Source organism: Thermomonas brevis, assembly GCF_014395425.1.
In the GTDB taxonomy this organism is placed as follows: domain Bacteria; phylum Pseudomonadota; class Gammaproteobacteria; order Xanthomonadales; family Xanthomonadaceae; genus Thermomonas; species Thermomonas brevis.
Genome location: NZ_CP060711.1, coordinates 1870464 through 1886443, shown reverse-complemented (window position 1 = coordinate 1886443; position 15980 = coordinate 1870464). Strand labels below are relative to the sequence as shown.

General features: G+C 69.6%; 13 protein-coding genes. 4 read left to right on the top strand and 9 right to left on the bottom strand.

The window, feature by feature from the left end; translation table 11 throughout:
* The first annotated feature begins 81 nt into the window (after nucleotides 1–81).
* Together H9L17_RS08725 and yjjJ are read left to right on the top strand one after the other, a co-directional pair.
* Entirely contained in the window at nucleotides 82–3726 is a 3645-nt protein-coding gene (locus H9L17_RS08725) for an indolepyruvate ferredoxin oxidoreductase family protein (RefSeq protein ID WP_425507419.1), read from the top strand.
* A gap of 240 nt (nucleotides 3727–3966) precedes the next feature.
* Entirely contained in the window at nucleotides 3967–5340 is a 1374-nt protein-coding gene (yjjJ, locus tag H9L17_RS08720) for a type II toxin-antitoxin system HipA family toxin YjjJ (protein ID WP_187569087.1), read from the top strand.
* Nucleotides 5341–5386: 46 nt separating this feature from the next.
* Here the strand turns inward: yjjJ and H9L17_RS08715 are convergent, their stop codons facing one another.
* Nucleotides 5387–6526 (bottom strand): acyltransferase family protein, encoded by a 1140-nt coding sequence (locus tag H9L17_RS08715; protein WP_187569086.1) that lies wholly within the window; start codon nucleotides 6524–6526, stop codon nucleotides 5387–5389.
* Complete coding sequence (locus tag H9L17_RS08710) at nucleotides 6527–8431, bottom strand: M61 family metallopeptidase (protein WP_187569085.1); 1905 nt, start codon at nucleotides 8429–8431, stop codon at nucleotides 6527–6529.
* A gap of 134 nt (nucleotides 8432–8565) precedes the next feature.
* Here H9L17_RS08710 and H9L17_RS08705 point away from each other — a divergent pair, with 134 nt between their 5' ends.
* Nucleotides 8566–8871, top strand: a complete 306-nt coding sequence (locus H9L17_RS08705) for an I78 family peptidase inhibitor (RefSeq protein ID WP_187569084.1) — start codon at nucleotides 8566–8568, stop codon at nucleotides 8869–8871.
* A gap of 57 nt (nucleotides 8872–8928) precedes the next feature.
* Here the strand turns inward: H9L17_RS08705 and H9L17_RS08700 are convergent, their stop codons facing one another.
* The 4 genes from H9L17_RS08700 to folE form a co-directional block, all read right to left on the bottom strand.
* Nucleotides 8929–9150 (bottom strand): hypothetical protein, encoded by a 222-nt coding sequence (locus tag H9L17_RS08700; protein ID WP_187569083.1) that lies wholly within the window; start codon nucleotides 9148–9150, stop codon nucleotides 8929–8931.
* A gap of 67 nt (nucleotides 9151–9217) precedes the next feature.
* Entirely contained in the window at nucleotides 9218–10528 is a 1311-nt protein-coding gene (locus H9L17_RS08695; RefSeq protein ID WP_187569082.1) for a TCR/Tet family MFS transporter, read from the bottom strand.
* 120 nt (nucleotides 10529–10648) lie between these two features.
* The gene (locus H9L17_RS08690; protein ID WP_187569081.1) at nucleotides 10649–11239 is read right to left on the bottom strand and encodes a DUF2239 family protein; all 591 of its coding nucleotides are present in this window, start codon (nucleotides 11237–11239) and stop codon (nucleotides 10649–10651) included.
* Nucleotides 11240–11305: 66 nt separating this feature from the next.
* Nucleotides 11306–11914, bottom strand: a complete 609-nt coding sequence (folE, locus tag H9L17_RS08685; protein ID WP_187569080.1) for a GTP cyclohydrolase I FolE — start codon at nucleotides 11912–11914, stop codon at nucleotides 11306–11308.
* A 109-nt stretch (nucleotides 11915–12023) separates the two neighbouring features.
* Between folE and H9L17_RS08680 the strand changes: the two genes are divergently transcribed.
* Nucleotides 12024–12452, top strand: coding sequence for a hypothetical protein (locus H9L17_RS08680; protein WP_187569079.1), 429 nt, complete (start codon nucleotides 12024–12026; stop codon nucleotides 12450–12452).
* Between the two features lie 111 nt (nucleotides 12453–12563).
* Here H9L17_RS08680 and H9L17_RS08675 read toward each other — a convergent pair whose 3' ends face one another.
* The 3 genes from H9L17_RS08675 to H9L17_RS08665 all read right to left on the bottom strand — a co-directional run bounded on the left by H9L17_RS08675 (nucleotide 12564) and on the right by H9L17_RS08665 (nucleotide 15911).
* Nucleotides 12564–12791, bottom strand: coding sequence for a hypothetical protein (locus H9L17_RS08675; RefSeq protein WP_187569078.1), 228 nt, complete (start codon nucleotides 12789–12791; stop codon nucleotides 12564–12566).
* 122 nt (nucleotides 12792–12913) lie between these two features.
* A complete protein-coding gene (locus tag H9L17_RS08670) occupies nucleotides 12914–14896 on the bottom strand; it encodes an MGH1-like glycoside hydrolase domain-containing protein (RefSeq protein ID WP_187569077.1) in 1983 nt (660 codons plus the stop codon).
* A 1-nt stretch (nucleotide 14897) separates the two neighbouring features.
* On the bottom strand, nucleotides 14898–15911 hold the full coding sequence (locus tag H9L17_RS08665; protein WP_187569076.1) for a TIGR00266 family protein: 1014 nt from the start codon (nucleotides 15909–15911) through the stop codon (nucleotides 14898–14900).
* Nucleotides 15912–15980 lie beyond the last annotated feature (69 nt).

Sequence of the window (15980 nt, the reverse complement as noted above, 5' to 3'; positions counted from 1 at the left end):
TCGCCGGATCAAGCCGCCGCCATGACCAGCACCGCCGAACTGTCCTCGCCCGAATCCGCCAAGTCGCTGCTCACCCACGACGTGCTGGACGCCGACTACACGCTGGAAGACAAGTACCGCCGCACGCAGGGGCGCATCTACCTCTCGGGCGTGCAGGCGCTGGTGCGGCTGCCGCTGGTGCAGAAGCTGCGCGACGAGCGCGCCGGGCTGAACACCGCCGGCTTCGTCAGCGGCTATCGCGGCAGCCCGCTGGGCGGGTTCGACCTCGAACTGTGGCGCGCGCGCAAGCATCTGGAAGCGGCGCAGGTGAAGTTCACCCCGGGCCTCAACGAAGACCTCGGCGCGACGATGGTCTGGGGCACCCAGCAGACCAACCTGTTCCCCGGCGCGAAGCACGACGGCGTGTTCGGCATGTGGTACGGCAAGGGGCCGGGCGTGGATCGCTGCGGCGACGTGTTCAAGCACGCCAATGCCGCCGGCACATCCAAGCACGGCGGCGTGCTGGCGCTGGCCGCCGACGACCACGCCTGCCGCAGCTCCACCCTGCCGCACGGCAGCGAGGACGAATTCGTCAGCGCGATGATGCCGATCCTCAACCCGGCCGGCGTGCAGGACATCCTCGACATGGGCGTGCTCGGCTGGGCGATGAGCCGCTACACCGGCCGCTGGGTGGGCTTCAAGACCATCGCCGAGACGGTGGAATCCTCGGCCTCGGTGCAGGTCGATCCGTTCGCGCTGCAGATCGTGCTGCCGGGCGACGACGAGTTCGCGATGCCGGCCGGCGGCCTCAACATCCGCTGGCCCGATCCGCCGATGGAACAGGAGATGCGCCTGCACCGCTATGCGGTCAAGGCGGCGCAGGCGTTCGCGCGCGCCAACCGCATCGACAAGCTGGTGCTGGACGCGCCGAACGCGCGGCTCGGCATCGTCACCACCGGCAAGTCCTACCTCGACGTGCTGCAGGCGCTGGAATACCTGGGCCTCGACGAGGTGACCTGCCGCGACATCGGCATCCGCGTCTACAAGGTCGGCATGACCTGGCCGCTGGAGCCGCAGGGCATCGAGCGCTTCGCGCGCGGGCTGGAAGACATCGTCGTCGTCGAAGAGAAGAAGGCCTTCATCGAGCGGCAGATGAAGGAGCAGTTCTACAACTGGCCGGCGAGCTGGGGCGCGCGGCCGTCCATCGTCGGCAAGTACGACGAGAGCGGCGAGTGGATCCTGCCGTCCACCGGCGAACTGACGCCCGCCACCATCGCCGGCGTGATCGGCCGCCGCCTGCAGCGCTTCCACCGCAGCGAGAAGATCGACGCCGTGCTGGCGTGGATGGAGAGCAAGGAAGGCGAACTGGCGCTGCCGCGCGCCAACTTCCCGCGCGTGCCGCACTACTGCTCCGGCTGCCCGCACAACACCTCGACCAAGGTGCCGGAAGGCAGCCGCGCGCAGGGCGGCATCGGCTGCCACTACATGGTGACGTGGATGAACCGCGACACCGACACCTTCACCCACATGGGCGGCGAAGGCGTGACGTGGGCGGGGCAGGCGGCGTTCACGGAAACGCCGCACATTTTCCAGAACCTCGGCGACGGCACCTATTTCCACAGCGGCTCGCTGGCGATCCGCCAGTCCATCGCCGCCGGGGTCAACATCACCTACAAGATCCTCTACAACGACGCAGTGGCGATGACCGGCGGCCAGCCGGTGGACGGCACGCTGTCGGTGCCGCAGATCGCGCAGCAGATGCGCGCGGAAGGCGTGCAAACGATCGCGCTGGTGTCCGACGACATCGACAAGTGGACGGATCCGTCGATCTTCCCGAGCGGCGTCAGCTTCCACGACCGCCGCGACCTCGATGCCGTGCAGAAGATGCTGCGCGAGGTGAAGGGCGCCAGCATCCTGATCTACGACCAGACCTGCGCCACCGAGAAGCGCCGCCGCCGCAAGCGCGGCAAGCTGGTCGATCCGCAGAAGCGCGTGATGGTCAATTCGCTGGTCTGCGAAGGCTGCGGCGACTGCGGCGTCAAGAGCTTCTGCGTGTCGGTGCTGCCGAAGGAAACCGAGTTCGGCCGCAAGCGCGAGATCAACCAGAGCGACTGCAACAAGGACTTCAGCTGCGTCGAAGGCTTCTGCCCCAGTTTCGTCACCGTGCACGGCGGCAAGCCGCGCAAGGGCAAGAAAGCCAATGTGGCGGAGCGTCTGGAAAACCTGCCCGCGCCGGCGATCCGCAGCGACCTGTCGCAGCCTTGGAACATCCTCATCACCGGCGTCGGCGGCACCGGCGTGGTCACCATCGGCGCGCTGCTCGGCATGGCCGGCCACCTGGAAGGCAAGGGCGCGACCGTGCTCGACCAGACCGGCCTCGCCCAGAAGGGCGGCGCGGTGACCACCCACATCCGCATCGCGAAAACGCCGGACGACATCCACGCCGTGCGCATCGCCGCCGGCGAGGCCGATCTGGTGCTGGGCTGCGACATGGTGGTGGTCAACGACTACTGGGTGCTGTCCAAGATCCGCCCCGAGCGCAGCACCGTGGTGATGAACACCTACGAGGCGATGCCGGGCACCTTCACCACCCGCCCGGACATGCAGTTCCCGGCCGCCGACATCGTCAAGGCGGTCAGCAGCGCGCTGGGTGGCAACGCGCCGCTGCAGATCGACGCCACCAAAATTGCAAATGCGCTGATGGGCGATGCGATCGCCGCCAACCTGTTCATCCTCGGCTACGCGTGGCAGCAGGGCCTGGTGCCGATTTCGTTCGACGCGCTGATGCGCGCCATCGAGCTCAACGGCGCGGCGGTGGACATGAACAAGACCGCGTTCGCGTGGGGGCGTCTGGCCGCCATCGACCTGCCCGCCGTCATCGACGCCGCCGGCATCGTGCGCAACGCGCCGACCGCCGCCGAAGCCACCCCGCACGCGCTGCCGCTGCTGGGCGCGACGCCGAACGAAGCCGCCGAATCCGGCCTGATGCCGCAGGCCGCCCACCTGCGCGACGAGGACGCGCTACGCCACGTGCCGGCGTCCGGCGACGGCGAAACCGCGTTCGCGCCGCTGGACGATGCGCGGCTGTCGCGCTCGCTGGACGAAGTGATCGCCCGCCGCGTCGCCTTCCTCACCGGCTACCAGAGCGCGAGCTACGCGAAGCGCTACGGCGATTTCGTAACGAAGGTGCGCGCGGCGGAAACCGCCAGGGCGCCGGGCTCCACCGCGCTGTCGGAAGCGGTGGCGCGCTACTTCTTCAAGCTGATGGCGTACAAGGACGAGTACGAGGTCGCGCGCCTGTACACCAGCGGCGACTTCCGCAGGAAGCTCGAAGCCCAGTTCGAGGGCGACTACAAGCTGCACTTCCACCTCGCCCCGCCGCTGCTCGCCAGGAAGAATGCGCAGGGCCAGCTGCAGAAGAAGGAATACGGCCCGTGGGTGTTCACCGCGTTCCGCGTGCTGGCCAAGCTGCGCGGCCTGCGCGGCACCCCGCTGGACGTGTTCGGCTACACCGCCGAACGCCGTGGCGAACGCGCGCTGATCGGCGAGTACGAAACCACCGTGGCGGGCCTGCTGGACAAGCTCGACGCCGGCAACGCCGGCTTGGCCGCCGACATCGCCAGCATCCCCGAACACATCCGCGGCTACGGCCACGTCAAGGAAGCGCACCTGCACAAGGCCAAGGCGCGGCAGGCGGAGTTGCTGCGCGAGTGGGACAACCCGCTGCGGATCGTGCAGGCGGGGTAATCATCACGCCGAGCGCATGAAAAAAAGGCCCGCGCGAGCGGGCCTTTTTTATAGGCGATGCCGCAGCACTGCGCTGTTCGCACCTCCATTAATCTATTCAATAATCTATTCACATTAGATCCATAGCAGTCCATAGCAGTCCATAGCAGTCCATAGCAGTCCATAGCAGTCCATAGCAGTCCATAGCAGTCCATAGCAGTCCACCTTGATTATCTATTCAAATATCTATTCAATCAGCACATGGCCGATGACCGCCTCAACCTGCTGGAAGACCTGCTCCGCCGCGACGGTCCGCTGACCGCGGCAGCATTGGCTGCAGCGCTAGGCATCAGCCAACCGACTGTCTCTCGGCTATTGGCATCCGCAGGCGAGCGTATTGTTCGCATCGGCAAGGCGCGTTCCAGCCGCTACGCGCTGGCCCATGACATCGGACGTGCCGGCAGCCGCTGGCCGCTGTACCGCATTGACTCACAAGGCCTCAGCGAAGCACTGGGCGAACTGAGTGCCCTGCACGGTGGCAGTTTCCACTTCGCACCAGCAAGACCGACTCCCGCCCTCCTGCATGGCGACTTTGCTGCCGGCGTGTTTCCCGAACTGCCTTGGTTCCTGGACGACCAGCGTCCTCAGGGCTTCCTGGGCCGGACCTTCGTGCGTCGCGTCGCCACAGACATCGGCGCACCGGATGATCTGACCCGCTGGCAAGCCGACGATGTCGTACTGGCGTTGTTGCGTTACGGCGAAGACGAGCCGGGCGACCTTGTTCTCGGCGAGCATGCCTTGCAACACGCACTGCAGGCGGCGCTTTCACCGGAGGCACTCTCCGCCAACCAGCGCGAAACGCGCTACCCCGCACTTGCAGATGCGGCGCTCGCAGGCGAGGACATCGGTTCCTCGGCCGGTGGCGAGCAGCCCAAGTTCACCGCGCTGCTGCGTATCGACGCAGGCATCCACGCCGTCATCGTCAAGTTCAGCGAGCGCGCCGGCACTCCCGCCGCGCAACGCTGGGCCGACCTGCTGCGCTGCGAACACATCGCCGGCCAGACCCTGCGCGCACACGGCATCGCCGCGGCAGAAACAACCGTGCTGGAAGCCGATGGCCGCGTGTTCCTGCAGTCACTGCGCTTCGACCGCACGCCGGTCCTCGGGCGACGCGGGCTGGTGTCGCTGGCGGCGCTCGATGCCGCGCATTACGGGCATGGCCGCATCGACTGGTGGAAGTTCGCGCCGCAGCTGCGCCGCGACGGCTGGCTGGACGCCGACGACGCGCGCACGCTGGCCGTGCGTGGCTGGTTCGGCGCGCTGATCGGCAACAACGACATGCACCTGGGCAACGCCAGCCTGGTACTGGCAGATACGCGCCCGCTGGCGCTGGCGCCGAACTACGACATGCTGCCGATGGCGCTGCGGCCCGCCTCCACCGGCGAAATGGTGGCGCGGGAGATCCCGGTCGCGGTGCCGCTGCCGGAACAGCGGGAAGACTGGCAGGCAGCGGTGGACATGGCGCGCGGATTCTGGCGGCAGGTGGCGGATGAAGCCGCGATTTCATCCGGATTCCACGCCATCGCCGAGACACAGCTCGCGAAGCTGGACACGGCGCATGCGCGTTTCGCCTGAGCACTTGCCCATTGCACACTGAAGGCTGTGATATCGGACAGCCTGCTCAACGGCCCCTTTCGATACCGTCCATTTTTCCGCCACTCAACCAGCGCTCCCGCAACCTCCGCTCCACCGGATCGCTGAAGAAACGCGCGACTACCTCACCCAGTCCCCAGCACAGCAGCACGGCCGGCACGTACCAGAGCCAGCCGCCGCGCATGTCGCCGCCGCCGGCCTTGAACAGCGCGACCAGCGAATACACCACGAACATGTGGGTGAGGTAGATCTCGTAGCTGCGCCGGCCCTGCGCGCGCAGCCAGCCCAGGCCGCGCAGTCCCGCACGCGGCGCCAGCTGTTGGCGCCAGTGCAGGCCGAGCAGCAGGCAGGCCGTCGACAGCGTGAGGACGAGCATCGTGCCGTTGCCGACCAGCTTCCACAGCCACGGGCCCCACAGCAGCGCGACCAGCAGGCCGATGCCGCCGGCCGCGCACAGCCAGGACGCGACGGCCAGGTTAGGACGCGCGCGCGCCGCGACGATCGCGGCGGCGATGCCGGCGGCGATCGCGGACATGCCGGGCAGGTAGGCCTTCTCCTGCCAGATCTCGTTGCTGCCCTCCAACCGCGCCAGGAACAGCGGCAGGGCCAGCGCCAGCGCGATCATCGCCGCGAACAGCCAGCGCTCGCGGCGCAGCAGCAGGCAGGCCAGCGGAAAGCCGAGGTAGAACGCTTCCTCGATCGACAGCGACCACAGCACGTCCCAGTTGCCGGGCAGCCAGCCGGTCGCGCCCTCGTACCAGTTCAGGTGCAGGCCGAGCGCGGCCAGCAGCGCGCCGCCGAGCGACTGGCCCTCGCCGTGGATGACGTAGTCCTGCGCGCCCGCCAGCTGCAGCAGTGAGAGCACCGCGAGCAGGGCCAGCAGCAGCGGCAGGATGCGGGTCGCGCGCAGCAGGTAGAACGCGCGCAGGTCGGGCCGGGCCAGCGTGCCCCAGCGGGCGATCGCGTGGCCGGCGATCAGGAAGCCCGAGATCACGAAGAACACGAACACCGCGCTCCAGCCGTTCCAGCTCAGCGCCGCCAGCAGGCGGGCCGGGACGAACCCGGCCAGCGCGGTCTGCTTCAGCGGGATGCGCAGCGCGAGGTGGTGCAGCACCACCAGCAGGATCGACGCGCCGCGCAGCGCGTCGATCCCGGGATTGCGCGGCACTTACTTGCGCGCGGTCAGGATCGGCGTCAGGTAGTCCGGCTTGCCTTCGATGCGCTCCAGGTGCGGGTAGCGCAGGCCGCCGCGGTAGTCGACCTTCACCGTGCGGTAGCGGTCGAACTCCTTGAGCATCAGTTCGATCGGCGCCTTGCCGTCCTTGTTCGCTTTCACCGCGTCCTCCAGCACGTCCTTGTCGTAGGCCTGGCCGTTGACCGCAACGATCGTGGTGCCGCTGCCGATGCCGGCGTTGAACGCCGGGCTGTCCCAGCGCACGTCGCCGACGCTGCCGTCCTTGCCGATCGACAGGCCCAGCGAATACACGAAGTCGCCGCCACCGCCGCCGCGCGAGCCGCCCTTGGCGTAGGCGTTCGGCGTGTCCTTGAACACCAGCTTCCAGCCCGCCGCCTCGATGCCGCCGGTCAGGCCCTTCTTGCCGTCCAGGCGCTCGCGCAGGAAGGTCGCCCAGTCGTACGGCACCACGCCGTTGAGCACGGCCACCACGTCCTCGAAGGTGTAGGTGTTCTGCTGTTCCCATTCGCCGTCGTTGACGCCGAAGAAGCCCTTGGCGAAATCGTCCAGCGACTTCTTGCCGCCGGTCTTCGCGCGGATCAGCGCGTCCGCCTCCAGCCAGATCATCTGGCCGCCGGAGTAGTAGTCCTCGCTCATCTGGTAGTTGCGGTAGGCGCGCGGGGCGCGGCTGGCGATGATCGGGTCGTTGGTGGTGTCCTGCACGTTGCGCCAGGTCAGGCCCGGGCGGTTCTCGGCGTAGGTGGCGGCGACCAGCGCCAGCGCGTCGATCGACGCCGGCAGCGGGCGCATGCCGCTGCGCGCGGCCAGCACGTTGCCCCAGTACTGGGTCTGGCCTTCGTAGACCCACAGCAGGCTGTCCTGCATCGGCACGTTGAAGTTCGGCGTCCACAGATCCTTGCCGCGGCGGTACTTGCCGTTCCAGCTGTGGGTGTACTCGTGCGCCAGCAGGTCGGTGAAGCCGGTCTTCTCGTTCCAGCCGGTGAAGTAGTCGGTGCCGACGCCATTCTCGCTGGAGCGCTGGTGCTCCAGGCCGTTGCCGCCCATCTGCTCGGACAGCGAGAACAGGAACTGGTAGTGGTCGTAGTGCTGCGCGCCGTACAGCTTCAGCGCCTGCTCGACCATCGCCTTGTGCAGTTCGATCTGCTTCGGCTTGGTCTCCAGGTATTTGGCGGCGTCGGCAATCACGCCCAGCTTCACCGGCACCTTGCCGCCGGCAGGGGTCAGGTCGATGTTCCTGGCGTAGCGGCCGGCGTAGACCGGCGAGTCGACCAGGATGTCGAACGGCACGTCCTTGTAGTCCACGGTGTCGCCGCTGCGGCCGTCCTCGTGCAGGGCGGTGAACGCGGTCCAGCCGGCCGGGTAGGTGACGCGCGGATCGACCATGATCCGGTGCGTGTAGTGGCCGGCCGGGTACAGCGCCGCCGACAGGAACTGCAGGTTGAGCATGTTCGGCGTCATCACCACGCGGCCCTGACCGCCGCCGGTGGGGGTGAGGAAGTCGAACTCGGCGGTGATCTCGGTGGCGCCGGCCGGCACGTCGATGTGGAAGGCGGCCACGTCCAGCGTGTCGCGCTTCCAGTCCAGCTTCTGGCCGTTGGCCTTGAAGGTGATGCCGGCGATCTTGTCGATGGCGTTGCGCGGGGTGTGGCCGCCCGGCACCCACATCGGGTACAGCAGGGTCAACGGGCCGGGCTGCGCCGGAATGGTTTCCTTCACCCGGAAGATGCGCTGGCCGAGGTTGGTGGCGTCGATCTCCAGCTTGATCGTGCCCGGATACGGCACGTCCTGCGGCTGCGGGATCGTCGATGCCGCGTTCTGGGCGTAGGCGCCGCCGGCGAGCAGCAGGGACAGGGCGAGGGGCAGCAGGCGGCGGGTCATGGCAACTCCGGGTGGACGGGCAAACCCGCATCCTACTGGCGGCATCCGGCGCGCCCCCCCTGCCGAAAGCCATGCACGCGGTGTTCATCGCCAAGCCGGGATGATGGACGGATCACATTTCCGCGAGATCGCCCATGAACCTGCGTCTTTCGATGCTGTCCCCGCTGCTCCTGCTGGCCGCCTGCGCCAGCCAGCCGGCCGCGCAGTCCTCCACCGATGCCGCCGACACGGCGCCCGCGGCCTGCAACGCCGACGCGGCGAAGGGCTACGTCGGCCAGCCGGTCAGCGAGGCCAACGTCGAGGCGGTGCGCAAGGCCACCGGTTCCAAGCTGGTGCGTTCGCTCAAGCCCGGCCAGGCGGCGACGATGGACTACCGCATCGAGCGCGTGAACGTGCTGCAGGACGCGGCCGGCAACATCGAACAGATCACCTGCGGCTGATCGCACGCAGGCCCGCCGGTCGCGCGATGCAACGCGCGCGATCGGGCATCACGGCCGTCAGTCGTGCTTGCCGCTGAAATCGACCTTCGCGCCCTTGCCGCTGGTCCAGCTGGTGCTGCCTTCCTGCTTGCACCACGGCGCCGGCGCCTGGCCGGGCGTGGCCGGCTTGTCCATGCAGCGCGGGTCGCGCGCCACGGCGGCGGCGTTGTCCTTGTATTCCGCGCCGGCGCAGCCGGCGAGCGCGATGGCCAGCAGGGACAGGAACAGGATGCGGCGCATGGACGGTCTCCGGTGGGCGTTGTGCCCTTGATACCGCATCGGCGCCGCGCCCGCCCGTGCCGATGGTTCAGTCGGCCACCGCCTCCGCATCGCCCTGCGCCGATGCCGGCAGGTGCGCGGCATCGGTGAAGCGCCAGGCGACCAGCGCGGCGACGGCGAGCAGCAGCGCCGCGATCAGGAACGCCACGCCCGGCAGCCGCACCGGCGCGTGCGGCCCGATGAAGAAGCCGAACGCGCCCGCGAACAGCCCCGGCGCCACGATCCCCGCCAGCGACACCAGGCTGCCCAGCGACCCCTGGATGCGGCCCTGCACGTCGGCCGGCACCTGCCGGGTGATCAGCGCCATCGTCGCCGGCGCGGCGATCGCCCACAGCGCGCTGACCGGCAGCCCGAGCAGGAACATCCAGCCGGCGCCCGCCAGCCCGTACATCACGAAGCCGACGGTGCCGCAGGCCAGCCCCAGCAGCAGCGCGCGGCGCTCGCCCAGCGCCTTCACCAGCCGCCCCACCAGCGCCACGTTGACGATCACGCTGAGCACGCCGACCGCCGCCAGCACGTAGCCGGCCTGCTTCTCCTTCCAGCCGAAGGCGGCGTCGGCGAACAGCACGAAGGTGCTCGGATAGACGTAGTGGGCGAAGTTGGCGACGAACACCACCGCCACCAGCCCCCAGATGCGCGGGTATTCCAGCAGCATCTTCACCCCGCCCATCGGCCGCGCGTGCTTCCAGTCGAAGCGCGGCGAACGGCGCTCGCGCGGCAGCGATTCCGGCAGCACGAACAGGCCGTAGAGGAAGTTGAGCAGGGCCAGCCCGGCGGCGAACCAGAACGGCAGGCGATGGTCGACGTCGCCCAGCACGCCGCCGATCAGCGGGCCGACGATGAAGCCCAGCCCGAACGCCGCGCCGATCATGCCGAAGCTTTTCGCGCGCTGGTCGGCCGGCACCACGTCGGCGATGTAGGCGTTGGCGGTGGAAAAGCTGGCCGAGGTGGCCGCCGACAGCAGCCGGCCCACGAACAGCCAGGCCAGCGTGGGCGCCAGCGCCATGAACACGAAGTCCGCGCCCAGCCCGAGGCAGGACAGCAGGATCACCGGGCGGCGGCCGAAGCGGTCGGACAGCGCGCCCTGGATCGGCGTGCAGAAGAACTGCACCACCGAGAACGCGAACGCGAACACGCCGGTCCAGTAGGCCGCCACCGACAGGTCGCCGCCCACCATTTCCTGCACCAGGTGCGGCAGCACCGGGATGATCACGCCGAACGCGATCACGTCGATCAGCACGGTGACGAAGATGAAGGCGAGCGCGGCCTTGCGCGCGCCGGAAGTGGAAAGTGCGTTCAAGCGGAAATCCTTGGAAGTTTCGGTGTTCCCTCTCCCCATCTGCGATGGGGAGAGGGTGCCGAAGGCGGGTGAGGGGTGCTCTTGACTTGGTATCGCCGAAAGCACCCCTCATCCGCCCTTCGGGCACCTTCTCCCCGCGCAGCGGGGAGAAGGAATTGCTCAGGCGATGAACGCGTCCGCCGCCAGCAGCGCAGCATGATCGCGCACGTCGTCCGGCCAGTGCTGGATCTTTTCCTCGAAGCCGCCGAAATCGCCGGCGAACAGCGCCCGCGCGGCGTCCTCGAAGCCCGCCTCGTTGCCGGCCATCGCCTGCATGAAGCGGTAGGCGGCTTCCTGCGCGGCGCGGCGGCGGTCGTCGCCGGCCGACACCTTGCGCGCATCGTCCACCAGCCGGCGCAGCGCCACCGACGCCCCGCCCGGCTGCGCCGCCAGCCAGTCCCAGTGGCGCGGCAGCAGGGTCACCTCGCGCGCCACCACGCCCAGCTTCGGCCGGCCGGGCCGGCGCGGGCGCTCCGGCTCGGCGCCGGTCTCGCCCAGCTGCGGACGGGACAGCCAGGCCAGCAGGTCGGCGGCCGGCAGCTCCAGCGGCAGCTCCAGCGTGCGCGCATCGGCGTCGTCGAACACCAGCACCGGGCGGTCCGGATGGCCGTCGAACGCCTGCTTGGCCTTCAGCGCCACGTGACGCAGTTCGCCGCTGGCGATCCGGTAGCTGCCGGAAAACGCGGTGCAACGCAGGGACGGGCTGGACACGGGCGGAACCTCCGGAAGCGGGAGGCGAATATTACCCGGATCAAATCAAGGCAACAAGCCCCGATTTCAGCGCCCCGGGCCGACCTCGATGAAGCGCAGGAACTCGGCGCGGGTGCGCGCGTCCTCGCGGAAGCTGCCCAGCATCTTCGAGGTCACCATGCTCACCCCGCGCTTATGGATGCCGCGCGTGGTCATGCACTCGTGCGCGCCCACCACCACCACGCCGACGCCGCGCGGCTGCAGCGCGCGCTGGATGCAGCCGGCGATCTGCGCGGTCATCTTCTCCTGCACCTGGAAGCGGCGCGCATAGGCCTCGACCACCCGCGCCAGCTTGCTGATGCCCACCACCTTGCCGTCCGGCAGGTAGCCGACGTGCACCTTGCCGATGATCGGCGCCATGTGGTGCTCGCAATGGCTTTCGTACTCGATGTCGCGCAGCACGATCATCTCGTCGTAGCCGCAGACCTCCTCGAAGGTGCGGGCCATGTAGTCGTCCGGGTCCAGCGCGTAGCCGCTGAACCAGTCCTCGTAGGCCTTGGCGACGCGCTTGGGCGTGTCCAGCAGGCCCTCGCGCGCCGGATCGTCGCCGGCCCACTTCAGCAGCGTGCGCACCGCGTCCTCGGCCTGCTGGCGGGTGACGTCGTGGCGCACGTCGTCGGGACGGTGGTCGGACATGGCGGCTCCGGGCGAAACGGGGGCGGGTATGGTAGCGCGGCGGCGCGGCCGTATCGGGCGATGCGGCGGCGCATCGTCCGGCGGGCGGCATCCGTGCTTTCATGCCGGCATGACTCCGCATCGCCTTCCGCTGCTGGCCGCGCTGCTGTTCCTGTCCGGCTGTTCGCTGCACGCGGGCGCGCCGCCCGCGCTGGTGCTGGGCGATTTCGTCGACGACTACGGCATCGCCCACCGCATCACGGCCGAAGAGTGGCGGCAGCTGCCGGACACGCGCTACCGCGTCGTACGCTGGGACGCGCGCGGGCAGTACCTGATCGCGCGCAACGACGCCGCCAACGCGGCCGATCCCGGCCTGTGGACGCGCATCGACTGGATGGCGCTGCCCGGCATGCCGCCCTACGCATGGGCGTTCTGCCTGAGCGCCTACGCGGCGAAGACGCAGGCGAACGCCGAAAGCACGCGCATCGCCAGGCGCGATACGCCGAAGACCGGCTGCAACGGCTATCCCTTCTCGCGGATGCGGCGGGCGGCGCGCTGATCCGCCGCGATCGCGCGGCCTGGCGGCAACGCTCCACGGCCGCACAAACGGCAACGCGCGCCGCCGGCCCGATGGCTTCAACGGGCCGACGACGCGCGCTGCGAACTCGAATCAGGCCGCCTGCGACGCCGGCTTCGGCGCCCCGCCGCCCAGCAGCCGCGCCGGCAGCATCAGCAGCGCGCGCAGGAAGGCGAACAGCGCCGAGAAGGTGATGCCGACCAGCCGGAACGGCAGCGACAGCAGCCACGCCACCGGCCACAGCACCAGCGCGAGCAGGGCCAGCGGCCAGCACAGCACCAGCAGCAGGCACCACAGCAGCAGGGCGGTCAGGGTTTTCATGGCGCGGCTCCGTCGTTCGCGCTGCATCGGCAGCGCCGTTACCGTCGCAATGGCGCCCCCGCCTGCGCAAGCGGTTTGCGACGAAGCCGGGAATGCGGCGACGAAACCGTCCGCCGCGCCCGTTACCGGCCGATGCCGAGCAGCCAGAGGTAGCTCGCCGCCGACCAGCTGAAGTTGCGCGCCTGATAACCCTTGCCGGTGGTCGGGTCGTAGTTCTCGTACATCGGCGCCTGCGCGTCCAGCCCGTCCGCCTGCAACAGCAGCCGCGCGGTCAGCGCGTCGGCGTCGGCCGCATGGCCGTAGCGGCGCAGCGCCTCCACGCCGAAGCGCGCCTGGTCCAGCCACAGCGGCCCGCGCCAGTAGCCCTTGACCGGCGAGAAGCGCGGATCGTCGGCGGCCAGGGTCGGCAGCGGCATCGGCGTGGCGAAGCGCTTCGGGTCGAGCATCGTGGCGATCACGCCGCGCGCCTCCACCTCGCTGGCGATGCCGGCCCACAGCGGCGTCCAGCCCTCGCTGCCGAACACGCGGACGTGTTCGCCCGAGCCGAGGCGCGCATCGAAGAACCAGCCGGCAGCGGCGTCGAAGAAGCGATTGCCGATGCGCGCCTTCATCGCCTCCGCGTCGCGCCGCCACGCCGCCGCCTCGTCGCGCTTGCCGAGCACGTCGGCCAGTTCGGCCAGGTCCAGCTTCTCGCGGTAGAGGTAGGCGTTGAGATCGACCGACTCCTGATCCAGCGACCACGCACCCTTGCCGTTCGCCAGCATCTTCGCACCGTCGAAGCGCACCGCGTTGTCCATCCCGCTTTCCCAGGCGGCGGCGATGCGGGTGCCGTCGGTGGCGCCGAACTCGGCCAGCCCGTTGCGGTCGTGGTCGCGCTCGGCGAACCACCAGCGGTGGTAGCGCACCAGCTTGTCGTACAGCTCGGCGACGAAGGCCGCATCGCCGGTGGCGCGGTGGATTTCCAGCGTGGCCCAGGCCGCCAGCGGCGGCTTGGTGTTGCGCCAGTTGTTCTCCTTCGCGTCGAGATAGACGCTGTCGGCGACCATGCCGTTGGCGGACTGGAAATCGAACATCGCGCGCATCTGGTCGCGCGCGAGATCCGGCGCGACGTGGGCCAGCGCGGCCGCATGCTTCCACGAATCCCAGGCCCAGAAGCCGTTGAAGTAGTCGGCCGAATACGAGGGGATGACGCCGTCGTGGCGCAGGTCGCCGCGCGCGGAACGCCAGTTGCCGATCAGGGTTTCGACCGCCTTCACCGCGATCCGGCGCGCGGTTTCGTCCGGCACGCCATCGACGTGGGCGGAGGCGACCGCGCGCAAGTAGCCGTCCCAGCGCGCGCGGTTCGCTTGCCATGCCGCGTCCGCATCGACATCCGCAGGCGCGGCTTGCGCAGCGGGCAGCAGCGCCTGCTCCAGCACCAGCGTCAGCGGCTGCCCGGCCTGCAGGCGCAGCGGCGCGTCGGCAGCGAAGCGATAGCCGCGCGCATCCCGCGTGGCGCGCAGATCGCCGGCGTCGCCTTGCAGGCGCGTGCGCAACCTTTCGCGCGAATCGGCGAAGGTCTGCACCCATGCGCCGGAATCCGGTGCGAGGCGGTCGCCGTCGGCCAGTATCGGCTCGCCTTCCACCGCCACGGCGAGCGTGCGCGCGGCGTCGGCCACGAGTTCGATCCGCACCAGCGCGCGGCGCGCGTCAGCGAAGAACAGGGTCTGCCGCAGCGCGAGGCCGTCGCCCTCGAAGCGCCGCTCCAGATAACCCGGCGCGGCGCGGCTGGCGACTTCCCGCAGCATGATCGCATCGCCGCCGCCGGCGTCCTTCAGCACCACCCGCGCGAAGCGTCGGCCGGCCCAGCGGCCGGGCCCGACGCTGTGCACGAACGGGCCGGAAAACCCGCTGCCGGCATCGCCCACGGCGGGCAGGCTGTAGCCGTGCCACGCGCCCGCGTCGAAGAAGATGTTGAAGCCGCGGTCGCCGGCCTTCGCCGGCGTGCCGCGCAGATCCAGCACGTCGGCGTAGGGATCGACCGGCTGCGCCGCCGACGCGAACGGCCCGGCAAGGACCAGCGCGCCGGCCAGCAGCAGGCGCAGGCGAACGGGCGTCGGCGCCATGTCAGAACGAATTGTCGCCGTCGAGGATGCGGCCGATCCCGCCCAGCACCGAGCCCTCGCCGCGCGAACCGCCGTTCTGCGGCGCGGCGGCCAGCATGCGGCCGGCCAGGCGCGAGAACGGCAGCGACTGCAGCCATACCTTGCCGGGGCCGGTCAGCGTCGCCAGGAACACGCCTTCGCCGCCGAAGAACATACTCTTGAGGCCGGCGACCGGGCGCACGTCCATGTTCACGCTGGCGTGGAAGCCGACCACGCAGCCGGTGTCCACGTCGATGCGCTCGCCCGCGGCGAGTTCGCGCTCGACCACGCAGCCGCCGGCGTGGATGAACACCCAGCCGTCGCCTTCGAGCTTCTGCATGATGAAGCCCTCGCCGCCGAACAGGCCGGTGAGGATCTTCTTCTGGAAGTGGATGCCCACCTGCACGCCGCGCGCGCCGGCCAGGAAGCTGTCCTTCTGGCAGATGATGCGGCCGCCGTGCTCGTCCAGCTTCATCGCCATCACCGTGCCCGGATACGGCGCGGCGAACGCGACCTTGGCCTTGCCGCTGCCGGCGTGCGTGTAGAGCGTGGTGAACAGGCTCTCGCCGGTGATGACGCGCTTGCCGGCGGAGAACAGCTTGTCCATGAAGCCGCCGCCCTGGGTGCCATCGCCGAACACGGTGTCCATCTGCACCGCGGCGTCCTTGAACATCAGCGCGCCGGCCTCGGCGATGGCGGATTCGCCCGGATCGAGCTCGATCTCGACGAACTGCATCTCCTGCCCGTGGATGCGGAAGTCGATCTCGTCGCTGCGGCCCTTGCCGCCATTGCGCGGCGGCGGCGGCGGGCCGCCGGCGGGGTCGCCCGGCACGCCGTCCACCAGTTCGGCGATGTTGTGCGCCGGCAGCCAGTCGCCCATGCCTTCCTTCCACGCCAGCAGCGACGGATTGCGCGCGGCCTCGGCGCGCGCGGCGTCCGCGTCCATCGGGCCGAGGCGGCGGTTGGCGGACGGATCGTGCAGATACCACTGGCTCATGGGGAACTCCTTTCCGGGATGGCTTGGAAGTGGAAGCGTATGCGACGCGGCCCACGGCGCGACGGCCGG